A 22,335-nucleotide genomic window follows, 5' to 3' on the forward strand; every position below is an offset into this window, starting at 1 on the left:
TGATTCATGCCGTCAGTGCGCGAAGCTGGCCGAATGTCGATGGATGGCCACTCGCGCGCGAAAGCTTGCGATACTCGAGAAGGCCAAGGAGATAGCAGACTACGGATTCGCCGCCTCTATTTTCATTGAGACGCGTCGGATGCAGACCGTCGCGGCAACTGCCTGTTTCAAGATCCACGACCGGCAATGAGAGATCGTTGCTGCCGAGGAACCAGGCGAAAGCTTTTGCAGCCTCTTTTTTCCATGTGATGTCGTGGCCGACCCGCCATGCCGCATGACAAGCAGCGATCGTCGCCGACGCTTCCAGAGGCTGTTGGTCGAAGTGCTTCACCTCTCCCGCCCGATCTGTAAAGCCATCCGTTCCGATCGGCCTGAATAGCCCTTCAGGCCCCGTCTGTATCGTCAACAGCCATCGTAAGGATTTGAGGCCTGCCGCCACATAATCGGGGCGTGCAGCACCCAGTCCCGTCACGATCAGGGCCTGACACAGCCGGGCATTGTCGTAGGACAGGTTCTCCTCGAACCAGGTCCAGCCCGTTCTCTCGACGCGATGGAAGATATCCATCATCCTGTCGGCCAGGGACGAGCGAATGTGTTGCGCGAGTACGTCCTGAGGCGAGGCCGCGCAATAGCCGTCCAGTCCCAAAAGCGCAAAGGCCCAAGCGCGTGGGGAGCCGAAACCTTCAACGGTTGGCAATGCCTGCGCGAACAGGGCCGTAGCCCACGCGCGCCGGGAGGGGCTAGTGTCGCCACGGGCGCATTCCCCGAGAGCCCAGAGCGTTCGGCCGTGGCTGTCCTGTGATCCCTTGTCTTCCAGCCAGCGTCGGTCGAAGCCCATAAAGTTTCTAAAATGTTTCTCGTCGGGGTTCCAGGCGTGCTGCACGAAGGAAGCGAAGCGCGAGGGGAGCGCCTCCGGAAGAAGCCGTTCGCCGGGCTCGTTGAGGGCAACCGACAAGAGAAGCGCGCGGGCATTGTCGTCGACACAGTAGCCGTGCGCCCGATCAGGCACCGAATAGACGGCATGCTGGAATAGTCCTGTATCGTCGCACATCGACATGAAGTAGCCGAGCTGAAGCTCGGGCAGGGGAGGGGCCTTTTGCATCACGACATTCTTTGATGCTGCGGGCCAGCGTGCGAGATTTTGAATCGCTACCTGTGAGAACAATGCGAGATAGCGCTCCGCGGTCTTTTGCCATGTCATCGGTCGGCTGGTTTGGTATGCCTGCCGGCGCATTACGTCGCGTCTTGCGTCATTGGTGAGAAGCGACGCGATCTCGCGTCCGATGGCCGTCGGGTCACCGAAGGGAACGAGCACACCACGATCGTTAGCCAGCAGCTCTTGAGCATGCCAATAAGGTGTGGAGACGACGGCCTTCCCGAGACCGAAGCTGTAAGCCAGGGTGCCCGATGTCATCTGGGCTTCGTTGAGATAAGGCGTGGCATAGACATCGCACATGGAAATGAACTCCAGCAGCGTTGCCTTATCGACGAAGCGATCGAGAAACACCACGCTGTCCTCGATGCCCAGGTCGTTCACCCGCGTCACCAGGCTCTCGCGATAGGCCTCACCTTCGTCGCGTACGAGATTGGGATGAGTTGCCCCAAGGATCACGTAGACCGCATCGGGCCGACTTTTCAAGATCAAGGGCATGGCATCGATCATGACCTCGATGCCTTTGTTGGGCGAGAGAAGGCCGAACGTCAGGATCACCGAGCGCCCGTCAAACCCGAGGCCAGCTTTCGAGACTGCCGGTTCCAAAAACGGCATGTCGGGAATTCCGTGAGGAACGACCTCTATCTTTTCGGCCGCTACATGATAGACCTCCGACAACAAAGTCCTGCCCTTTTCCGCCATGACCACCAGTTTGTCGGACAGGTCGATGATTTTGTTCAGGACTCGACGCTGGCCGGAGCTCGGTTCAGCAAGAACCGTGTGCAGCGTGGTGACGACCGGCATCTTCAACCGCGACAGCAGCGCAACGATATGCTCCCCGTTCTCGCCGCCAAATATTCCGAACTCGTGCTGCAGACAGGCGACGTCGAAATTGCCGGAGTTCAGCACATCTGCGGCACGAATATAATCATCGCGATTTTCATCGGCTATCGAGAGGCGGACCTCCGGCGGGTAATCGTAGACATGACCGTGGTCCGTCATGGCCACGATTGCCGTGGCAACATGCGCTGGAGATTTGGAAACGGCATGCTGCAGATCAGTTGTGAAAGTCGCGATACCACAGCGGCGTGGCAGGGAGTTGCCGATGAAAGCTATATTTTTGAGCTGGTTCATAGCGAAGCTCCCGACGGGCTGGATGGAGTGACGTCGACTCCCGCAGGACCGCTGTCCGCGTCCGCAAAATCGGATTGCAGTCTATCTTTTATCACCTCGCGCAGGAGCCCGATCGCAGGCGCGCTCGCTGCGGTGGCGATGAGCAAAACGATTCCGTCAGGCCCGACACGGATGTCGGCACGATCAGCTTCTGCGAAAAACCCTTCGCCAATCGTGGCCGTCAAAGTTCCTATCGTTCCGTCTCCCGCGACGACCAGCGCCCAGCTCTCTCGGCTCGCGATCAATTCCCAAACGGTGTCCGCAGGGAGGTTCAACCGTTCGAGGGTGAAGAATGGGCAGGACATGAGCTCGGAGCGCTCGACGGTGATATGGCGTGGCAGCTTTCTGCTGCTCGCTGGTTCCAGCCGTGCCACGGCTATGGCTTGTTCGATGTGAAGTTCTCTCGAGCGTCCATGATCCCAGATGCGAAACGTCGTCTCGTTGCGTTGTTGGATCTCGGCAATGACCAGACCCGCACCGATGGCATGCACGGTGCCAGCCGGAACATAAAACACGTCACCGGCCGCGGCCGCCTGCCAGTCGAGAAGGCCCTCGATTGATCCGTCGATCGCGGCCTTCCTGAATTCGAGCTGTGTCAGTGGTCGCTTGAGGCCCACGGCGACCTGCGCCCCGTCTTCCGCTGCCAACACATACCAGGCTTCGCTCTTGCCGCTTTCCATCCCCATCGACCTGGCGGCGGCATCATCTGGATGAACCTGTATCGACAGAGTTTCCCGTGTGAAGAGAAGCTTCAGGAGGAGCAGACGATCCCGTTCCCCCGCCTCGTCATAGGCAAACGAGATTTCGCCGACAGGGCTATCCTGATGGTTTTCCTCCGATGCCCATGGCCCGAGATCAAGACGACCCCATGGCTTGAGCGTTGTTCTCACACTGGCACGGTCGAATGTCATAGTGGTCTCCTTGATCTTGCCGCTAAGATCGGGGTGACCTGAGATCGGATCGTCTTTTGCTGTCGCTCCTGTGCTGTCGGCACTGACCTTGAGAACCGCAAAGGCGGGAACGCGCTTGCGGAGCCGCTATCTCCGCGGCTCGGCGCCATTGTGTCTATGCCCAGAAAAAATCTCCTCGGTCGCCAGTTCGTCGGGTCCGAAGGCGAGATCGCTCAAGGCGCAATAGACGGCGCCAGCGTCCTTTCAAATTCCTCCCTCGACACGGGCCAAGCCTCGGTGCGCCCGTTGGAGCTTAGGAGCAAGGTCATCGTCGTATGATAAGCCTCCCATGAGACGTCGATAGGCTCCTCGTCGATCTGTAGGTCGAAGATGCCTGGTGGATGAGGTTGCGCCATCCCGGGAAGCTGGAACGGTCGAACGATAGTGATGCTTTTCACTGTTGTGTTCATGATGGCACCTTCTGTCTGGAGAATGGAATGCTCTATGGCAGGCAAGGAGAGTGGAAGCGGCGATAATACCGCCGATGCCTCTATCCGCCGGCATTTCTGAGGAGGTCTATTTCCTTAGCGATGGGGCCCAGGAGCTTCCGCAACCGGTTCTCCTCCACCTGACCGAGGCGAAACCTTTTCGCAAATTCGCTCACAAGCACAGTTTTCGCTGCCCCTGGTGCTAGCGCCGGAGCTGATTTGGCTCGATGATGCACGATCGTATCCTTTCAGGATCACTGTATGCTCAACGAAAATGCGCGAGATCCAGCGTAATTGCGCTGGATCGAACTTTCGAATAAGCAGAGGTCGCAGCTTTCAAAATTCGCGGCCGCAACGCGTCGAACGCCGTCAGGTAATCTGCCTCGCTGGCATTTCGATGCGATTTCTCGCAGGCCAAGACGTCGGTCGCCACATAGAACTTGATCTCGAACATCCCGTCGTATCCGGTGAAACGGACACAGCGATTTCTGTCGTCAAAACTACGAGCTTCGTTTGGGAACAAGATGCCCATCAGCGCCCACCCTCATCTTGCCACCGATCAACAGCGCTACCCTTCGATTGGGGATCAAGACATACTCGTGTCGACGACTGTTTGCGGTTGGCGAGAGAATGCAGGAGAGCCGATTTGGTCCTCACACCGCTACGGAACGCGGCTGAGAGGAAGAGCGAGGCGTCAGGTTTCATGTCGGGACTCGCGTCCGACTGAGATCCCCGGAGGCCGGCGGACCTTAAGACTTCCCTGACCAGCTTGAAGCCGGCGGACTCGACATGCGGTGCTGCTGGATTGGAAGACATTACATCCTCCTTTGTTGGGGCAAGGTTTTGCACCCTTGATGACAGCGCCCTAAAGACGAGCCGTCACTAATATCTTAAGTCGTGCTGAAATTTTGAATTACAAGGGCAAAAAGGCGCGGAGCAATTTGCTCGATAGAAACGATCGAAGTCGCGCCAAGATGCAATAATCGTCAAGCTCTCGGACGTGCAGCGCCAGCCACGCTCGTATCTATAAAGTGCCGCGCGTCGCTTTGAAAACTCCACGATTCTGAGGCGGTTTTCCTCAGCGGACCGAAAGCGGGCAGACGCCGACCTCTATTATCCCGGTTGACCGTTGGGTGTTGTGTCAAGCGCTCCAAGATGTCGGCGCGAGAATATGGTTCAGAAAGGCTTTTGGGTGCAAGTCGCCAATAGGGGCTAACCCATGGCCGGTTATCAACGGATGATGAAGCGACTCTAATGAAAGCTAAAATCGGTGGAGGGATGATGCAACTCGAACTCACTCAAAAGCCTTATGGCCTGTGCGACAGACGTTTCGGCGGCTTCCGAGGTTTCCTGAGCAATGGCGGCCGCGTTTCGCGATAATTCTGCGGCCAACACTTCCATCTCGTTCCAACTCGGATACTCTCGAAGCTTAGCTACTCCCGCAGAGTATTGCAGCATCGATACGAGCGAGCGCAGGACCGCCTCCCGCCGTTCAGCACTCATACTCCCTAAGGTCGATCTGGTGGACATGGCACGCTCCTTTAAGGGGGCCGTCCGAAAGATGACCGAGAAGTGGCGACAACCATTCTCCGGGCGAGCTTGTATCCAACTAGGGCGTTCGCTACTTGGTGCAAGCGTTTGGATTTAGTACTTCGCCGCCCCCCTACCTCCCCGCAACAAAAGGAGCCCTCCCAGGGTTGTGGGGGGCTCCGAGAAGCTTAGATGCCGGAACAGGTACCAAACGGCCAAGCTAGACAGTAGGCTCACAGAGCAGGTGTATTAGCGAATCAATTCGGCTGATCCTCCAAGCCCGCCCTCATTTGAGCGAAAATGAATAGGCGCAAGGTCTGCTCGCCTGCCAGGCCGGGCGAGTTTGAGAAAAGGAGAGAATATAAACTTCGGCAACCGAAGCTCTGTCCGCAAATTCGATGGGAGTCGTGTCGGCGCGTGGCTGGAGGTTTCTACGTCCTCCCTTCTGCATGGTGTAGTGACAGAATGCATCGATAACCACGGAGAACAGTACTGTTCGCGATGTGCTAGTGGTGATTTTGTAGTAACGACTGGTTCCCAACGATTGCCCCACGACATCGATTCGGTCTTGGAGGTGGAGGGTTTCGAGTGGCTCGGTTCGCGCGATGATGGGCTGGGCGGCCACAATTACGACCAACAATACCCGATTGAGTTTCGACATGACGTCTCCCCGCGCTTATATTCAAGATAAACAGCAAGGGAAATCGCCAGCTCCATCACCATTTCGGACTTCGATCGAATGGTGGCTTAGCAAAAAGCCTGGACACGCAATAGGTAATCCATAGCGCGACGCCTGCTATCACATATCCTCGCGAGAAGCGCATTGTCCGTTTCTGCCAATCCCCAGTTGGCCCGGCGCGCGCTGACAATCGCCGTCTGAGTGACAAGAAGCTTTGTTATCTTGTCGATCCTGTTTTCGGCGAACCTTAGATCCTTCTTCTGGGAACGGTGATTTCTCATCTGCTTGATTGGCGAGAAAGCCATCTGACTGCGGTCATTCATCTGAAAGACTCCCTGAGGTGTGAGTTGGGCGATGCGCGGTTCCTGAACAGACTGACCAGGAAGCAGTACGGCTTCGCGATGTTAGTGAGCGAATTCGGCTGATCCTCAAAGCACGAGGACCAGCGACGGGCGTTACCGGAGTTGCGCGATTCCCAGTTTGATGACCTTGATAAGATCGCTCATCCGTTCGCCGTGGCTGTTCTGATATTCTTCCAAGGTAGGGGTACGGAGGGTGGCACCGGCGAGCGCGGAGATTTGATTGTCCTGTACTGCCTTCGCGCCCAAAGCCCAAATCCGGTCAAAGAGTAGCCGGTCTAGCTCTTTATCTGCCATATGTTCCACACCAGTTGCTTGATCGAAGGTGAAGTCGGGACGGTGACGAGGAGCCAAGCAAGTTTATCCGGCCGAACGAATCCCCGGACGTTTTGCGCAGGCCGACACAGCTCAACGGTCCTCATCCTGGCTCAGATCATAGGGATGGTAACAACGACGACGCCAGCTAGCGCAGCTATAAGCACTGAGGTTTCGATGAGAAACATAGTGATTTGCCTTCCCGTAAGACCTGGAAAATAATATTGCATGTTTTTTCCTCTCAAAAAATTTATTCTACAAGGTGCATCCTATCACTCTTTTCGGAAAATATTTTTTTATTTGCGAGAATACTAAAGTTTTTGGAATGGGCCGGCTCCAGCAGGCGCCAGTACCCGGTGCTTAGCCGCGCAGTGTCGCAAGCGCCCACTTTTCTCGCCCGCGACATGACGCCATCCTCGCCTCTTCAAATGCGTCAGTTGATACCGTGCAGCGGAGTGGTGCGTCTTTTTCTGCCTTACCCCTACAGAGTTCAGCCGATTCCATTGCATCGACAGATCAGATTGCCCACGGAGAATGGATGAGGCGTCCACCACGTTGACTTGCCATGGCACCACACCATTCCATGCGGTGATGTAGTCCTGCGGTATCATTCGTCGATCTCCGGCGGCCGGCGAACGATCACGCGCCAGTGTTCATCGCGTTCGGATGGCGGCGGCGACAGATCTGGATCACCGGCCTGTTTGGGATCGAGTTCGACCCATGGCAACGGCCCGCGAGGAGAGAGCGCTGCAAACATCGCTTCCGCTACCTCAAAGTGCCCCAGTCTCCCAAGCAGATATCCGAGGCGTCGTGCGACCGCTTTCTCGAAGGCACGCGACAGGGAGGCAAGCTTTTTGGGTTGCAATCGCTCGGCGAGCTCTGAAAGCACCGTAGCAATATTGTCCAGACCAGCCCCGGAATGCGGATAGCGTATCGGGTCGAACGCCGTCAGTTCCGGCGAGGATAGCTTCATATATCCCGAAGGCGTCTTGCGGTCTTCGATTCCTGCCGACACCGCTCCCACATCCTTGCGGTATGAAAACACGATCCGCGTTCGCCCAGCCTCAATATCCGGCAGAAGTTTGTTCGTGACGACCTGAAATACCATGGTGGCCTGGTGGGAGGCGCCTGGGCGGCCGCGGCCGTCAACAAGCCCACATAGTAGGGTCGCTTTTCGTGGCGCATCAGGGCGTCGACATACCACTTCTGCGGTGTCTTCGGCTTCAAGCCAAGCGGCGGAGCGACGCTTCCGGCCGATATTCCACCAAGCACCCGACCGCCTCGATTTTGAGCGAACACTGCATCAGCCGCTCCGTGCGCGACAGCGTAGAATGGTTGCGCGCGACAGCGAGCAGCGCGGCCCGCCCCCGCCGCCTTGGAAACATCTGTCGCATGGCGTCGGCCGCAGTTTGCGGATCGGGTATTATACCGAAAGCGTGTTTGGAACGCAGGCAAGTGCGCAAGCTTTGGCAGGCCTTGACGAGACGGTGTCGCTCTGCCGCTCGTTTGGCTATTCGATAATCGAGGTGCGCCCGCCGCAATTTTTCGCCGACGACACCGCAGAGGCGTTTTTCGGTCTCTCCGGTTTCGCTGTCCGGCTGGTTACGGACATGCTCCGCGCTCAGATGGGCGATGCCTTCCCTGTACGTCTACTGGAACCCTTCACGCTTGAGCTCGCGGACCGCGTTCGCTCTTGGGGTCCGGACGACGTGGTGCGGGCGCAGGACGTTTTGGCGGCCTCGGGGCGCGCCGTCGAAAAGACCATCACCGACGTAGATATGCTTCTATGCCCGACTGTCCCGGACATAGCCTTCCCACTTCATAGCTGTGATCCGGGCAAGCCGGCCGAGATACTCATGGACCATATCCGCCATGTGGCCTCCTACACGGTTGCCGCCTCACTTGCGGGTTGGCCAGCTATGTCGGTTCCCTTGTACTGGACTGCGGAAGGCCTTCTTATCGGCAGTCACCTGGCCGCCCGCCAGGGGGAAGAAGAGATGCTCTTCAGGCTGGCCTTCGATCTTGAACACGCGCAGGGCTGGTCATCACGGCTTCTGGCACGGCAGTAAGAGCTCTTGTGGCCCAACGACTGAAGGAAGATGTGCGCCAGCGCATCCTGAGCGCAGCACTTCAGACTTTTGCGGAGGCTGGCTATCTCGGCACGAAGCTCGCCACCATTGCGGAACGGGCCGATATCGCCACAAGCAATCTCTATAAGTACTTCAGCAGCAAGGAAGCGCTCTTCGATGCCGTCGTGCGGCCGGAGCATGCTGCAACCCTCCTCAGGCGGCTTCGTGCCCGCTTGGAAGAGTTGAGGAGCCTCGACGACTGGATGAACAGCGATGTTGGTGTGAGCGCTGCTGCGGCCGCCCTTCTGGATCTGGGTTCTGGAACGCCAACGGACGCTGATATTGCTCGCTGGCGCTGCGGACACACGCTATGCGGAGGTCAAGGACTTGTTCGTCCGCGAGATGCAGCGCAGCATCGAGCGTCACATTCAACAGCTGCGCGACGGACCATTGCAGACGGTCGAGAGGCAGATCCTCAGGAACACTGTTTTCGTGATCTGTGCGATCTTGCGCCAGCATGAAAGTCGTGACGAAATTCGGACAGCCGTCCATTTCGTCGCGCACGCACAAACTGAAGTGTGCAGACACACAACAGTGTGACGTGTCGGAATGGTCCTGTACTTCCACTCGGAAGCTCCGTGAGAGCTGGTTGCGACTATCGAATGGTTGGGAAAACCATCTGTCCGTGCCGCGTGGACATGCTGGCCACGATGAAGGGTTCCATCCTTTGGCCGCCTAAACGCGCAACACGAGACACCGGCTTTCATCATCGACAAACGCGTGCCGCTGACTGGGACGGCCGCTATCGCGAGGTTGCTCGAAGCGAGGGATACGCAGATCAGCTTCGATCTTCTTCGCCTGAGGCGCGCAGGATGCATCGAGACAATCTCCACCTCTATCGGGTCGCTGAGTCTCCTATCGATCGGTGCAGGAGCAGGCGGTGACGCGTAATGAAAGGGTCTGCTGTGTGCCAGACGCCTAAGCAGCCATCCTCGCGCGAGACCAGTGAGCGATTTGCGAGGGATATGTCGCCAGCGCAAGACCAACCGGTGCGGACATCACCACCGCGAGCCCAATAGTTCTACCGAGTTTGACACGGAACAATAAGGCATGGCTCTAGGTTGCCACTGCAAAAGGGGCTCGACGAACCCAATTCGATCCGAACAGCTCGGCGACAATGGCTGTCGCCGCAGCGCCGTAACCGGCCACCTCCCAAGGTGCTGCCGGGGCTGAGGCAAGTCGAACCGGTCTGGTGTAATCCATCGTCATGCGAGGGAGCCGAATGATGGTCCAATCCAAATTGGAGCTAGCCAGTGCTCGCATCTGCGCTTCTCCGTCCAGGATCAGGTCTGACATTTGAGGCATGAGGACAGAACGGCGGGCGAAGAGGTGGGGGTGCTCCACGCCGACCTCTCTATCCTCACGGGCCGCTGAGCCGGTCGTGGCGAGGAGCCTCGACAGCCCCAGTTGCGGCATGGTCAAAACCAGATTGGCTGCCGCAGCCGTGCAAACATCCGGCACGTCGGCTTCGGCACTGCCGAGGGTTGAGACGACGACGTCGACGCCGGTCAGCAGCTGGAGGAGAGACGCAGGATCGTGAACGTCACCGTGGATGAGCACCAACCGCGAATGGTCTATGTTTACTGGACGTCGGTGGACAAGAGCTTTGATCCAATGACCTTCTGCCAGCAGGGATTTAACCACGAAACCGCCGAGGCGGCCGCTTGCGCCAAGAACCGCTACCGTGACCGGCTTTCCTGCTGCTCGCGTCGTTTCGAGACGCTCCTTGGATGTGCTATGAACTTCGTATTTCATCCGGAAAACCTGCCGGGCCAGCGCCAATCAAGCAACGCACCAGGAGGTAACCTTGGGCACAATGAAGGATCATTGGGACGGGAATCCCGCTTCCTGTCCTGTGGGCTTGGCAATCAACACCATTGGTGGACGCTGGAAGCTACACATCCTGCGCACTCTCGTGCTCGATGGCCCGCAGCGATACAACAGGCTGCTTGAGAGCGTCGAAGGGATTAGCGCCAAGGAGCTCACCCGGAATCTGAGACAACTGGAGAGCGCCGGTCTTGTCGGATCGATCACGATCGATTTAGGCAACGCCTATGACCTGACCGGGCTCGGACGTCAGATTGAAGGTCCATTTCGCGCGCTCGGCATCTTCGGTGCGGCGTTGGCGCACGAGAGGCGCGCAAGGCGTTCATAGGTTCGATGCTCTCGCGCTCACTGCGTCCAAGATTTGAGCGGTCGAGCCCGCGTGGGATGAGTTTTTCTGACCATTCATTGATGATCAAGGCCGCAGCAGCTTCACAGGGACTGATGACGCCTTTGGCATCCGGAAGACGCAGGTACTTTTCGAATTTTCGCGTCAGGCCTTTTGCCGATGTCACAACACCACCGATGATGAGGCCGAAACCGATAATGATCGCGATATAGGATCCGAACGGCTGCGACATAACCCACTGAGCGAGGCCTTTCTCGCCAGGACCTTCACTATCGCCAATGCCTGCAAGCGCGTGCCCGAGTGCGCAGCCAGCGAGACCCAGATAAGTGATCGCGCTACCGGACATCGCAACCCTGATTACGATGGCTTTCCACCGAACGGTTGCTCCAGCAAGGTAGATACAGCCGACTTCGTATCTGCCTTGCCTCCGGCGACTCCCGAGAGGAGCGCGAGTCCGGCAACGAGAAGGAAGACGATCCCGCGAGCAGCGTAACCTGATCTGCCGAGAAGTGCGAAATTGCGCTTTCGGGGCATCAAATCATCCTGTCGGGACTATGGCGCCTATGAGAACGCATCAATTCCCAAAAGGTTGTGTCCGCCACCGGCAGATACCTGTTTGCGGACGGGGATCTCGAGCGATCGCAGCATCCGGCCATCAGACGATGGTCCCAGGTACCCTCGACTGAAGTCCGTGATGAGGAACAGTCAGTGCATGCCGTCGTTCGTCTGACAGCCGGTCGCTTCGATCCGGTACTGGTTCAACAATCGATGGAGGAATCTATGTTCAAGGCAACCGGCATCGCGTTCGCGGCTGCCCTTCTCGCAAGCACGGCATTCGCCCAGACATCAAGCACAGTTGGCACCGGTGGCTCGTCTGCGGGCGGTGGCACGTCCAGCAGCACCGTTGGTACTGGTGGAAGCTCCGCCGGGGGCGATTGCACCGCAGGGGCGACTAACTGTCCGTCTGGCAGCTCGTCGACCGTTGGCACCGGTGGCTCTTCGGCAGGTGGCGGGACCTCCAGCAGTACAGTCGGCACAGGTGGTTCGGCGGCTGGCTCAGGCTCGGGTTCGTCCTCCACCCTTGGGACGGGCGGCTCGTCTGCGGGGGGTGGAACCTCCAGCAGCTCCGTCGGTACGGGCGGTTCTTCCGCAGGAAGCGGGCAGAGCGGCAGCACCGTGGGGACCGGCGCAAGCCAGGCAGGTTCCTCTCATGAGAACAACGGAAAGAAGGGCTGTGCCCCCGGACAGGCGAAGAAGAGCGGCTCGACCCAATCCTGCTAACCACTGGGGCCGGCGTTTCAAGACGCCGGCCATCCTCATTCGGAGGCCAACAATGTCTAATGCCACAAAATCACTCATGTACGGAGCCGCTCTGCTCATCGCAACGCAGGCTGGAGCCGAAGATATCAAGCTGGATGATGGATCGACATGTACCGTGATCGAGGGAAAGTCCGCTTCTGGCGACATGTCCACCACGGTAACGGCAGGAAACGGCAAGGTGACATCGTCGACGACGACCGGAACCGGGTCATCAACTTCGGCGTCGTCGTCGGCATCGAGCTCCTCAGCAGGCTCGGGAAGCGTCGACAGTTCCTCGACGGCGAGCGTTACGCGGCCGGACGGCACGGTTATCACCAAGCGGTCCGATGGCACCTGCTCCGTCACCAAACCGAAAAACTAGGAGAGACCAATGAAGAGGATCAAACTTATTGGCGTGATGACCTTCGCGCTCTTGTCTGCAACAGCCACCGTCTCGGCAGAGGAATGCACAGCTGCGGGCACAGTCGGGACGGGAGGGAGCGCCGCTGCAGGCGGTACGACCGCGAGCTCTGTAGGAACCGCAGGTGTCTGTCAGACCGAGGGCGGCACAACCTCCTCCATCGGCTCTGGCGGTAGCGCTGCGGCCGTCGACGGCAAGGCAACAAGCAAGACGCACGTCAACGACAACAGCGAAAAACTGAAGGCGCAGACCAAGGCTCAGGCCGTCGACAAGGGCACCTTCAGCAAATCGAGGACAAAGACAACCGCCGGTGAAGATTCACTGCAGAGCACGACGCGCACGATGTCGCACGTGCCCGGAGAAAAGCCCGTAAAGAGCACCACAGAACAGAAAATCATTCTGCCCCAGCAGTAACTTCGGAGGAAATTGTCGCGAAAAACCTTCATTTGGACCGTCGACGCGGTCGTGGCGGCGGTCAGAGTTTTCGGACTCTAGGACCAGCGCCGGAATTTTCCTTCACCGCTAGAGTCCACGCTTCGAATACGCAGCCGGGATTGAAGCTTTTCTCCATTAAAGCCGGGTGTGCGGTCCGTCTATGGTAGCTGGGAATTACCTGCTTACCCCTTTCAAGAAAGAGGTCCCGGAACAAAATATCGGTGAATTCGTTTCAATCCGCTGTCCTGCAGATTGTTTTTGAGGGGCTGGAGGGATGTACGATGCACCGATTGCTTATTGTCTTCATGCGACAACAGATGACCGGCCGAGACGATTTCGATGTCGCAGAAATTTTCGACGCTGCCGAACAGTATTTCAACAGAAAGCTTGAGGCGCGTGCATTCTTCGATGCGCTCCATGTGGTTCTGCGCGAACGACGTGACCGACGCAGACACCGGTTCATCGCGAACGCTGAGCACAATGGCTACAACCGGTAGAAAAGGGGCACGCTTCCGAATAGAACGGTCTTAACTTTAATCCCGGATATCGCGTCACCTGCTAAAGCAGTCCCCGAAGCAGAGGCCAATCCGAAGCCAAATGCGGTCTTCGTTCAATCAAGCACCCATCAACATCGCTGTCCTCATGCAGCATGTGCACCGGCAGATAAGTGTTCTTCTCCATCCACTCGCGCACGATAAGCCTGACGGTATCGTTGCGCGTCTTGCCAAACTCACCAGCCAAATCCCTGGAGAGCTTCTTCAATGTCATCGTCGAAGGCGATCGTGCGCAACAGCAGTGCGGCGCGGCAGAGCAAGATCTGCAGATCAGCCGTCGAAATGTCCGCGATCCGATTGGCGGCGTCTTCGAGAAGGGCGGCTATGTCGGGCATCGCCAGGGTTCACTCCCGCACGGTCATCAGGGATAGACTTACCATCCAGTTCTTTCCTCACTCGCGTCGCCGCCCGGGATAGGTCGTAGGGATGCCAGCCGCCCCATGGCACCGGCAAGCGTCTCCGGCCAGGCCGAGCGCGCCGTCCGCAGGTTGACGATTGCCGCCCTCAGCGTCGTCTTCTTGCTCGGCGGGGTCACGGGGTGGCCTTGCAGCGACCCCGCGTCTCTCAGGCACTGTCATTGCAGCCGGCTCATCGCCGAAGTAAAGCTTTCGCCGACAGACATCGATCAGTCAGCGTCGGCAAGGCGGTGCATCTGCGGTTTTTCGCTTTCAGCCAGCGCAACACGCCGGAACTCGATGGTGCCGTTACAAGCGTGGCAGCTGACGTGACCTCCGACCAGCGCTCCGGCCTCGGTTATTATGTCGTGGGCGCCAAGGTTTCCGACCGCGAATGGCAGAGACTTGGACAGGTCGCTGCCGTTCTCCCGGAATGCCGGTCGGGGCCTTCATTCAGACAGGGAGCGAACTGCTCTAGCCTACTTGACGAAACCGTTCGTGGACCAGGTCGCACGCGCATTCAGGGAGGAGTGAGCGAAGGACACTCGCCCGCAAGGGAAATCTTGAGGCTGTTTCCGTTTGAAGAACCGCGGGCCGTGGTTCGATTCCCATCAACTGCAAGCCAAACTTCCAATGATGGGCCCCAGGTTCTGATCCCATCAAGGCGACCGCGAGATTAACTTAGTCAATTGAAATGGCGTCAGCCCCGACGTCCGGGACGCAGGTTTGCAGGAGGCTGTTCTCCTTCAGGGGGGGTGGCAAGAAGTTCGCAAACTTTACATTCAAGGATGTTCGCAATCTTTCGTAGCGCGCCTATCCCTAGATTGATTTGCTTCCGTTCGATCTGAGATATCGAAGCACGTTCTAGGTTTGCTTCCAGCGCGAGACGTTCCTGTGAGAGGCCACGAGCGACCCTCAACTTCCGCACATTCCAAGCTAGCAGATCACGTGGCTTCATACGCACACACGACTATTACTCGCTCGCGCTCGTCGTGGCAGGAGAGGTGATCGAGGTAGGGTAATCCACGAACGGCCTGCGCTCCGATCGATATGTCTCCCAAGATGTTGGGGTTGGGCTTTCCATCGTCGCTGTTAAAAGCATGCTACTGGCCGATCTGCCTGTGTGTGCCCATCCGGGCACCCACGCGCGGGTAGATCGGTCGGCGTCTGCGACAGCGCGGTCAGACGTCGCAGCCGGGCTGTAGTGCAAATCGCTGCAGAATATGCGTCGGGTAGGCACGCGCTCGGTCGTAGAGATCTTTGAGTTGCTCTTCGTTGACGTCGGCAAGAATCCCGGTACGCACGAGTACGGAATCCAAGCCAGCCGACTTCGCACCCAGAATATCGTGATCGATGCTGTCGCCGACGCAGACGACACGGCGACGGTCGGTGACACCTGCCAGCCTCAATGCGTGTTCGTAGATCTCTGGATAGGGCTTTCCGAGCCAAGTCACGGGGCCGCCCATACTCTCGTAGAGTTTGGCAATACTCCCTCCTCCTGGAGCAATGGAACCATTGTTCAATTTATGGATGTCGGGGTTGGTGCAATAGCAGGGTATGCCCTTTTTTGCGGCCGGATGCAGCATTTCGCGGTAGACGTCCATAGGTATGCGTTCGGCTTCGCTGCCGGATATGATGACAATTTCGGCCTCAAACGCGTTATCAGTGGAAACCAGCCCTAGACGGTCGGCAAGGTTGCTGTCTCCGCCGCTGGATATCGTCAGGCACCTTGCTTTCTCCCCGATAGCATTTTCAGGCCGCGAGAGGATATCGAACGCCACGTCCCCCGATGTGACAAAGAAGTCGAAGCTTTCAGAGGAAAAGCCGAGCTTCACAAGCCGCTCGGAATTGTACTCGCCGCTTCTGCCCGAGTTCGACAGGATGACCACCTTTCGCCCTGCAAAAGCGAGTTCGGCCAGAGCCGTGACAGCGCCCTCATAGGGGCCGGCATCATCCCTGAGGACTCCGAACTGATCGACGAAGAAGACGTCGTATCCCTCAATCAGTTGAGGCAGGCTGGTGGGCATGACTTTAGGCATTGGCGCTATCCAGTCGAGAGAGGATCAGGGCAGCCGTACCGACAGCGGCCTCGACCGATTTTGCGGTCAAAGTTTCGACACCCATGGCTCGGGCTCTCATTGTGGTCCAAACCGGATTTCGAGCCCCGCCTCCCACCGTTCGGAGGCTAGCGAGCGCCGGTGCCCCAAGTTCGCGCAATCGCTGGTAACCCAATCGTTCAATCTCTGTCATGCCCTCGAGGATGGCCTGAAAGAAATCACTGTCGTCGGCGGGTCGCGGCGTAAGCCGGGGTGGATATTGCGGATCGTTGATTGGGAAACGTTCACCCGGGCGGAGGAGAGGATAGAAATCGAGATCCAGTTTGCGGCCTGGATCGATCTTCTTTGTGAGTTCGTCCAGCCGGTCGTCACCGATCAAGGCGCGTACGACGTTTCCACCGCTGTTGGAAGCGCCGCCAGCAAGCCAGAACCGGCCGACGCGATGCGAATATATACCGTACTCGGGCGCGTTGATAGGAGCGTGCGACGCCAGTTTGAGAACGATCGTCGACCCCAATGCAGTCACAGCGTCGCCTATGGTCGATGCTCCAGTCGCCAGAAACGAAGCGCAGCCGTCAGTCGTGCCTGCGTGAAACCAGGCGTGATCAGGCAGGCCCAATTCATGCAGGTAACCTTCGACCGGTGCGACCTTTTCGCCCGCGCGATAGACCTTAGGGAGCTTTGATATCTCCATCCCCGCGGCCGCGATCCAATCCGGCCACCGTTCCGATTCCAAATCAAAACCCGTCTTGAGCGCGTTGTTTTCGTCGCTGACGCGCATTGGACAGCCCAATTTCATCAATATCCAGTCAGCCTGATGAACGATCGAGTGAGCGCCGTCTTGGCGTGAGAGATAGATGGCGCGGGCGATGCCCGAGTTCGCGCCGACGGCAGTGCTACCCGCCGGAGCTTCCCTTGCTATGCGATCGACGATTTCATCATCGGGGCAGGGATCATTGTACATGAGAACCTTGTCTGTCGGCTCGCCTGCAAGATCGAGCGACAGGACCGTCCCGGAGGTCCCATCGACGGCGACACCTTCGATTGAGCTGACGTCCGTTTCGTGAGCGAGGCGCTCGATGGCCTCAATAACCCTCTTCCACCAATGCCGTGGCTGACGCATCTCGTCTGGCGATGTGAATGGCGCGGTGGCGAAGCCTACGGGGTTGCCTTTGCGGTCGATAGCCGAGGCACGAGCGCCGGACGTGCCGATGTCAATCCCGAGTGAAACGGCCTGGTTGCTCTTGGCGTTCACGCGGGCCGCCTTTCGGACCCGCGATCCAGCGCCTGTCGGTATTGCTCCGCTTCCCAGTGCGTCAATTCGTATTCGTCGTCGTTCGAGAGATAGACGACCGACTTCTCTTCGGGGATACGGCCCACCACTTCCGCGAGGCAGCGGGCCATTACCTCGCCGCCTGCAGTGAGCGTGCTGGACAAGAGGACCCCCTTATCGGGCACAATCAGCATTTTCGGCGCTTCACGACCTTCTCGGTGCGAACTGGCCTCGAGGTCGGCAGCACTTTGTCCCTCCGATAGCACACCGATCTCGGTTCCAAGGAAAATCACGTGATCCGGATAGAGCGATCCACCAAGTGCGATCCTCCGATTGGTATCCGACAGTGCGGTTGAATGGCTCTCGCCATCACGAGCCGGGTGATAGCCGGAATTCTTCGCAACCCGGTCCAACGCATCGATATCGGGGGAACCGCTATTTCGCGGCGGGCATGAAAGTGCCTTCGTGACACGATTGATCCGATCGGCCACTTCCTCCACTGTGCTGCCGCAGACGATGATGCCGTGATTGAACAGGATCAGGACATCAGGCATTGAGGACGCCGACCGCTCGATCTCCCTGGCAAGCGGCGTCCCCGGACGCCTATACGGTATCGCTACCCAGCTGAGATCGGAAACAGCGCTCATGCGTCGGGCAAACTCTGTCTCGCGGTCTTCAAGAACAGCCAGAGCGATTGCGTTTACACAGTGATAGTGCGCGATCACGGGGCTTTTGAGCGCTGCGTGAAAACTGGTTTCGATCGATGGCCGAAGTCCGCTGGAATTGAGCTCGGAAACGACGAAATCGGTGGATTTCTCGGCCCGCGGATCGCCTTCGCGGAGGGCCGCGATCAGCGGATCAACCACAACCGGGACCATGATGTCTTCAGCACCCGCCCTGGAAAGCCACGTGCCCGATGCCTTCACCCACATGACGCCGTCGCTCTTGATGGACGTATTACCGCCTGCGCCCTGCGTCTTGAGGATATCGCTGCCGATCTGACTGGTGAGCCGGAGGAAGTCTCTGAATAGCTCGGTGTCCCTGAGGTCCGGTTTGGTCATGGCGTCTCCCTCCTGTTGCCCTGACAGTCGCTTCCTTGTCCGGGGCGAGCGCGTGAGCGAACTTTTGCGCGATCCTATAAATGTGATTGCAGATCGTCAACGATGAAGTTTTCCCTTCATCAAGTGTTGCGATCTTTCCGCTGATATGATTATAGTTCGTCATAGACGCTGAGGGAGAAGCGTCGTTGGAGGCCCGCTTTGAACGATTCCGATCGCCACCGTCTGATCGCCGAGATGCTTCGCGAACGGCCCTTTGCGTCGGTTCGCGATTTGCAGGAGCGACTTCGGGTCTCTCCTGCCACGATACGGAGGGATATCGACAAGCTTCACGAGATTGGGGTTGCCCGGAAGGTCTACGGCGGGATTTCCGCGAACGAGCCGTCGACCACGGCGCGCCTTTCCGCTCGTCCCTATGACGAGAACCGCGACATAGCGGTCGATGCCAAGCGTGCGATCGCCGAAACCGCCGCGGGGCTCGTGCGGGATGGAGACTCGATCATCGTGCATGCGGGATCGACCTGCTATCAACTCGGGCTGAAATTGGCTCGCCGCAACGTCCGCCTCTACACAAATTCCATGCCTCTGGCCGCATATGTCGGCGAGCACGGGACTTGCCATCTGACTCTGGCGGGCGGGGTGCTTTACCGCGAGCCGGGAATTATCCACGAAGCGTCAGCGGGCGCGCCCGACTTCTTCGCCTCACGATTTTTCGTAGGGACGCAGGGTATCAGCAGCGAGGGGCTTCTTGAATCACATCCGTTGTTGACGAAGGCGATTGGAGAGCTGAGCAGTTGTGCAGACGAAATCGTCCTCCTGGCAGATAGCCGCAAGCTCTCGATCCAACCGCGCAACGTCGTCCTCCCGCTTTCGCGTATCGGCACGATCGTCATCGACGACGGACTCTCGGATGTCGGAGCAAAGATGCTTGAGGATGCGGGTGTTACGATAATTATCGCGACGGTGGGAGGTCAGGCATGACGGCATCAAACGTGATCGCGGTCTTCGATCTCGGCAAGACCAATTCGAAACTCTTTGTCTTCGATACAGACGGGTCCGTACTTTCGGAAACGCGAACAAAGCCGTTGTGGGCCGAGTACGAGGGTTTTCGCGTACTTGACGACAAGGCGCTCTACGAATGGATGAAGATCTCGCTCGCGCGGGCGGTCGAAGACCATTCGGTCGGACACGTCATCTTCTCCGGTCATGGCTGCACGTTTGCGCTCGTCGAGCAGGATCACCTTGTCCATCCGATCCTCGACTATGAACAGGAACCTCCTCCGTCGCTGGCAGGTCGGATCGACGTATCTATCCCTCCCTTCTTAGAGACCTACTCTCCAAAGTTGCCGCTGGGTTTCAACTACGGGCGGCACATGCTGTGGCTGGAGGCCGTCAGGCCTGAGGCCCTAAACCGCGCCGATGCTGTTCTTTCCTATCCGCAGTTCTGGTCGTGGAAATTCTCTGGTCGCAAGGTCTCGGAAGTCTCCTATATCGGCTGCCACTCTCACTTGTGGGCACCCCTGCTCGGTGATTTCAGCAGTCTTGTCGACAGCCGAGGATGGCGTGAGAAGATGCCCGATTTCGAAAAAGCGGGGGCTGCCTTGGGCCGCTGGGAGGGCGCTTCGGAGGAAGGGGCTGCACTCTCGGTCGTGGTCCACAATGGTGTGCACGACAGCAATTCGGCCCTCTACTATTATCGTTCTGTCGGCTTCGAGAATTTCACCCTCGTATCGACCGGCACTTGGGTAGTGATCTTCAATTCGGCATGCCCCCTCGATGCGCTGGACGAGCATCGGGACATGCTGGCGAACGTAACGGTCGACGGCAGGCCAGCGCCCACGATCCGATTCATGGGCGGCAGAGAGTACGATATTGCAAGCGGCGGTTGGAGCAAGCCGATCAGCCTCGAAGCACTATCACGCATGATTGCAAAAGGCGTGTTCGCATTGCCGTCGTTCGCGCCGGGCGGGCCGATGCAGGGCTTCGAAGGCAGGTTCGTGGGACCGGAGGTCGAAGGCGAGGAGAGGGCGGCAGTTGCGCTTCTCTACGTGGTTCTCATGACCAGTCTGGCTCTCGATCTCATTCGTTCCGAGAATGCGATCGTCATAGACGGGGGCCTGGTCAAGACAGGCTTGTTTGCCGAGATACTTGCACAGCTGCGTCCTGAACAGCCGGTCTTCACCAGTCCGACCGCTGAAGGCAGTGCATTTGGGGCTGCGGCCCTTGTGCTCGACACGCTTGGTCAAAAACCCTTCGCGAACGAGACAAGACAAGTTGCGCCGGCTGAGCTCTTTGGCCTCGAGGCATACCGCGACGCCTGGAAGGCGATGGCTGAGATTGACGAACCGGAAGCGACGCAGCCAAGGAAGGAGCTCCACGCATGAGCGCGGCAAACACCGAAACGCGCGTGCCCGTTCTGGAGATGCGCAATATCAGCAAGACGTTCGCCAGCACAAAGGCGCTCACCAATGTTTCGTTGACGGTCTATCCGGGAGAAGTCCATGCTTTGATGGGAGAAAACGGGGCTGGCAAATCGACCCTGATGAAGGTCCTGTCGGGGGCCTACGTCGCCGATCCTGGCGGCGCCGTACTCGTTGAGGGAACGCCGATCGTGGCGGGAGATCCGATCAAGGCCAAGGCAAACGGCATATCGGTCATTTACCAGGAGCTGTCGCTCGCCCCAAACCTGACGGTTGCCCAGAACATGTTCCTGGGTGCCGAGCCATCACGCTATGGTGTCGTCGACAAGGCTGCGGCACGCGCCCGTGCCGAGCCAATCCTCAAGCAACTGGGCACGACGTTCGGTCCGGCGCAACTCGTGGCGACGCTCTCGCTGGGCGAACGTCAGATGGTGGAAATTGCCCGAGCACTCACCACCAATGCGAAGATCATCGTCATGGACGAGCCGACCACCTCACTGACTTCACGGGAGACGGAACGGCTGTTCGAGGTCATCGCGGGCCTCAAGGCACGGGGCATCGCCGTCATCTATATCAGTCACAGGATGGAGGAAATCTACGCGCTCGCAGATCGCGTCAGCGTCCTGCGGGACAGCGCTTACGTGGGCACGCTCGAACGTGAACAGCTATCGGCCGAACGACTGGTCTCCATGATGGTCGGTCGCGATCTCTCGACCTTCTACAAGAAGGAACACCGTACGGCGCCTCACGTGGCCAAAATCGTCCTCTCCGTGACAGATATCGGTGACGGTCGCCGGGTTCTCGGGTGTTCATTCGATGCAAGGGCAGGTGAAGTCCTTGGTATCGCCGGTCTGGTCGGATCCGGACGGACGGAACTGGCGCGTCTTATATTCGGTGCGGACCATAAAACGACCGGCACCGTGTCCCTCGAAGGCAAAGAGCTCGCCATCGGTGGTCCTCGCGACGCGATGGAAGCCGGGATCGCGTATCTCACCGAAGACAGGAAGGGTCTCGGACTTTTCCTCGATATGACGATCAACGAGAACATCAACATCGGCGTTATCGATAAAGACGCCGGCCCCGGCGGTATCCTCAATTTCGCCGCCGCCCGGGAGCGTGCGGCCCGTGCCATAAAAGCACTTTCCATTCGCACATTGAGCGCAAGCATCAATGTCGGCGCGCTGTCGGGTGGCAACCAGCAGAAGGCACTGATCGCTCGTCTCCTCGAAACGAAGCCCAAAGTTATCATTTTCGACGAACCGACACGCGGCGTCGACGTGGGGGCGAAGTCCGAGATTTACCGGATAATCGACGAACTCGCTCAGGCAGGCATAGCGATCGTGGTGATCTCGAGCGACTTGCCGGAGATCATCGGCATTGCCGATCGCGTCCTCGTCATGCGCGAAGGTCGGATCGCGGGCGAAGTGCTGGCGACGCCCAATCAGCCAATCAGCCAGGAAGCCATCATGGCCTTCTCCACCGGATCGGCGTCGAAAGTCGCCTGAAGCCGGCTAACAAAGACGACGGGATTAAA

Annotated in this window: 24 protein-coding genes and 3 pseudogenes; 10 read left to right on the forward strand and 17 right to left on the reverse strand. The window is 58.3% G+C overall.

All coding sequences use genetic code 11. The features are described 5' to 3' along the window. Positions 1–4: 4 nt before the first annotated feature. From FHT92_RS23935 to FHT92_RS23970, 8 genes are all read right to left on the reverse strand, one after another. Positions 5–2,287: a glycosyltransferase family 4 protein gene (locus tag FHT92_RS23935; protein WP_183829958.1), complete on the reverse strand. Its 2,283-nt coding sequence runs from the start codon at positions 2,285–2,287 to the stop codon at positions 5–7. Beyond that, on the reverse strand, positions 2,284–3,237 hold the full coding sequence (locus FHT92_RS23940) for a class I mannose-6-phosphate isomerase (protein ID WP_183829961.1): 954 nt from the start codon (positions 3,235–3,237) through the stop codon (positions 2,284–2,286). Before FHT92_RS23940 ends, FHT92_RS23935 begins: the two co-directional genes overlap by 4 nt. Before the next feature lie 732 nt (positions 3,238–3,969). Further along, on the reverse strand, positions 3,970–4,236 hold the full coding sequence (locus FHT92_RS23945; RefSeq protein ID WP_183749873.1) for a DUF1488 domain-containing protein: 267 nt from the start codon (positions 4,234–4,236) through the stop codon (positions 3,970–3,972). Between the two features lie 719 nt (positions 4,237–4,955). Continuing rightward, positions 4,956–5,234 (reverse strand): hypothetical protein, encoded by a 279-nt coding sequence (locus FHT92_RS23950; RefSeq protein WP_183749872.1) that lies wholly within the window; start codon positions 5,232–5,234, stop codon positions 4,956–4,958. A gap of 286 nt (positions 5,235–5,520) precedes the next feature. Then, positions 5,521–5,895, reverse strand: coding sequence for a hypothetical protein (locus tag FHT92_RS23955; RefSeq protein WP_183749871.1), 375 nt, complete (start codon positions 5,893–5,895; stop codon positions 5,521–5,523). 86 nt (positions 5,896–5,981) lie between these two features. Further along, on the reverse strand, positions 5,982–6,236 hold the full coding sequence (locus FHT92_RS23960; RefSeq protein WP_183829964.1) for a hypothetical protein: 255 nt from the start codon (positions 6,234–6,236) through the stop codon (positions 5,982–5,984). Positions 6,237–6,368: 132 nt separating this feature from the next. Beyond that, positions 6,369–6,626 (reverse strand): hypothetical protein, encoded by a 258-nt coding sequence (locus FHT92_RS23965; RefSeq protein ID WP_183829967.1) that lies wholly within the window; start codon positions 6,624–6,626, stop codon positions 6,369–6,371. A gap of 568 nt (positions 6,627–7,194) precedes the next feature. After that, a complete protein-coding gene (locus FHT92_RS23970) occupies positions 7,195–7,695 on the reverse strand; it encodes a type IV toxin-antitoxin system AbiEi family antitoxin (protein WP_246735537.1) in 501 nt (166 codons plus the stop codon). A 223-nt stretch (positions 7,696–7,918) separates the two neighbouring features. Between FHT92_RS23970 and FHT92_RS23975 the strand changes: the two genes are divergently transcribed. Both FHT92_RS23975 and FHT92_RS23980 read left to right on the forward strand, forming a co-directional pair. Next, entirely contained in the window at positions 7,919–8,656 is a 738-nt protein-coding gene (locus tag FHT92_RS23975; protein WP_183829970.1) for an amidase family protein, read from the forward strand. A gap of 8 nt (positions 8,657–8,664) precedes the next feature. Next, positions 8,665–9,177 (forward strand): TetR/AcrR family transcriptional regulator, encoded by a 513-nt coding sequence (locus FHT92_RS23980; protein ID WP_183829973.1) that lies wholly within the window; start codon positions 8,665–8,667, stop codon positions 9,175–9,177. Positions 9,178–9,772: 595 nt separating this feature from the next. Here the strand turns inward: FHT92_RS23980 and FHT92_RS23985 are convergent. After that, positions 9,773–10,471 carry an NAD(P)-dependent oxidoreductase gene (locus FHT92_RS23985; protein WP_183829975.1) on the reverse strand — a complete coding sequence of 233 codons (699 nt, stop codon included), beginning with the start codon at positions 10,469–10,471 and terminating at the stop codon, positions 9,773–9,775. A gap of 61 nt (positions 10,472–10,532) precedes the next feature. Between FHT92_RS23985 and FHT92_RS23990 the strand changes: the two genes are divergently transcribed. Then, positions 10,533–10,871: a winged helix-turn-helix transcriptional regulator gene (locus tag FHT92_RS23990; RefSeq protein ID WP_246735553.1), complete on the forward strand. Its 339-nt coding sequence runs from the start codon at positions 10,533–10,535 to the stop codon at positions 10,869–10,871. A 109-nt stretch (positions 10,872–10,980) separates the two neighbouring features. Here FHT92_RS23990 and FHT92_RS23995 read toward each other — a convergent pair. Next, positions 10,981–11,423, reverse strand: a pseudogene (locus FHT92_RS23995) (DUF1206 domain-containing protein); the annotation flags it as partial. Between the two features lie 246 nt (positions 11,424–11,669). Between FHT92_RS23995 and FHT92_RS29425 the strand changes: the two are divergent. From FHT92_RS29425 to FHT92_RS24005, 3 genes are read left to right on the forward strand one after another with little or no spacing between them, the layout of a single operon-like run. Then, a complete protein-coding gene (locus tag FHT92_RS29425) occupies positions 11,670–12,170 on the forward strand; it encodes a hypothetical protein (RefSeq protein WP_246735538.1) in 501 nt (166 codons plus the stop codon). A 52-nt stretch (positions 12,171–12,222) separates the two neighbouring features. Beyond that, positions 12,223–12,570: a hypothetical protein gene (locus FHT92_RS24000; protein WP_183829981.1), complete on the forward strand. Its 348-nt coding sequence runs from the start codon at positions 12,223–12,225 to the stop codon at positions 12,568–12,570. A 9-nt stretch (positions 12,571–12,579) separates the two neighbouring features. Further along, complete coding sequence (locus tag FHT92_RS24005) at positions 12,580–13,023, forward strand: hypothetical protein (protein WP_183829983.1); 444 nt, start codon at positions 12,580–12,582, stop codon at positions 13,021–13,023. Between the two features lie 212 nt (positions 13,024–13,235). Here the strand turns inward: FHT92_RS24005 and FHT92_RS24010 are convergent, their stop codons facing one another. The 3 genes and pseudogenes from FHT92_RS24010 to FHT92_RS24020 form a co-directional block, all read right to left on the reverse strand. Continuing rightward, on the reverse strand, positions 13,236–13,463 hold the full coding sequence (locus FHT92_RS24010) for a hypothetical protein (protein ID WP_183829986.1): 228 nt from the start codon (positions 13,461–13,463) through the stop codon (positions 13,236–13,238). A 139-nt stretch (positions 13,464–13,602) separates the two neighbouring features. Continuing rightward, positions 13,603–13,939 (reverse strand): annotated as a pseudogene (locus tag FHT92_RS24015) (CopG family transcriptional regulator). A 32-nt stretch (positions 13,940–13,971) separates the two neighbouring features. Beyond that, a complete protein-coding gene (locus FHT92_RS24020) occupies positions 13,972–14,133 on the reverse strand; it encodes a hypothetical protein (protein WP_183830554.1) in 162 nt (53 codons plus the stop codon). Between the two features lie 52 nt (positions 14,134–14,185). Here FHT92_RS24020 and FHT92_RS24025 point away from each other — a divergent pair. Then, positions 14,186–14,527 (forward strand): annotated as a pseudogene (locus FHT92_RS24025) (HlyD family secretion protein); the annotation flags it as partial. A gap of 166 nt (positions 14,528–14,693) precedes the next feature. On the opposite strand, the gene FHT92_RS24030 reads toward FHT92_RS24025, so the two are convergent. The 4 genes from FHT92_RS24030 to FHT92_RS24045 all read right to left on the reverse strand — a co-directional run bounded on the left by FHT92_RS24030 (position 14,694) and on the right by FHT92_RS24045 (position 18,384). Next, positions 14,694–14,951 carry a helix-turn-helix domain-containing protein gene (locus tag FHT92_RS24030; RefSeq protein WP_183829989.1) on the reverse strand — a complete coding sequence of 86 codons (258 nt, stop codon included), beginning with the start codon at positions 14,949–14,951 and terminating at the stop codon, positions 14,694–14,696. Positions 14,952–15,174: 223 nt separating this feature from the next. Then, positions 15,175–16,032, reverse strand: a complete 858-nt coding sequence (locus tag FHT92_RS24035; protein ID WP_183829992.1) for a TIGR01459 family HAD-type hydrolase — start codon at positions 16,030–16,032, stop codon at positions 15,175–15,177. Then, positions 16,025–17,305 carry an FGGY-family carbohydrate kinase gene (locus FHT92_RS24040; RefSeq protein WP_183829995.1) on the reverse strand — a complete coding sequence of 427 codons (1,281 nt, stop codon included), beginning with the start codon at positions 17,303–17,305 and terminating at the stop codon, positions 16,025–16,027. The genes FHT92_RS24035 and FHT92_RS24040 overlap by 8 nt, the downstream gene beginning before the upstream one ends. Next, complete coding sequence (locus FHT92_RS24045; RefSeq protein WP_183829998.1) at positions 17,302–18,384, reverse strand: class II aldolase/adducin family protein; 1,083 nt, start codon at positions 18,382–18,384, stop codon at positions 17,302–17,304. The genes FHT92_RS24040 and FHT92_RS24045 overlap by 4 nt, the downstream gene beginning before the upstream one ends. Positions 18,385–18,582: 198 nt before the next feature. On the opposite strand from FHT92_RS24045, the gene FHT92_RS24050 reads away from it, so the two are divergent. From FHT92_RS24050 to FHT92_RS24060, 3 genes are read left to right on the forward strand one after another with little or no spacing between them, the layout of a single operon-like run. Continuing rightward, entirely contained in the window at positions 18,583–19,362 is a 780-nt protein-coding gene (locus FHT92_RS24050) for a DeoR/GlpR family DNA-binding transcription regulator (RefSeq protein WP_183830031.1), read from the forward strand. Beyond that, the gene (locus FHT92_RS24055) at positions 19,359–20,765 is read left to right on the forward strand and encodes an FGGY-family carbohydrate kinase (protein WP_183830034.1); all 1,407 of its coding nucleotides are present in this window, start codon (positions 19,359–19,361) and stop codon (positions 20,763–20,765) included. The genes FHT92_RS24050 and FHT92_RS24055 overlap by 4 nt, the downstream gene beginning before the upstream one ends. Next, on the forward strand, positions 20,762–22,306 hold the full coding sequence (locus FHT92_RS24060; RefSeq protein ID WP_183830037.1) for a sugar ABC transporter ATP-binding protein: 1,545 nt from the start codon (positions 20,762–20,764) through the stop codon (positions 22,304–22,306). The genes FHT92_RS24055 and FHT92_RS24060 overlap by 4 nt, the downstream gene beginning before the upstream one ends. Positions 22,307–22,335 lie beyond the last annotated feature (29 nt).

The sequence above is a fragment of the Rhizobium sp. BK377 genome (genome assembly GCF_014193935.1).
GTDB lineage: Bacteria > Pseudomonadota > Alphaproteobacteria > Rhizobiales > Rhizobiaceae > Rhizobium.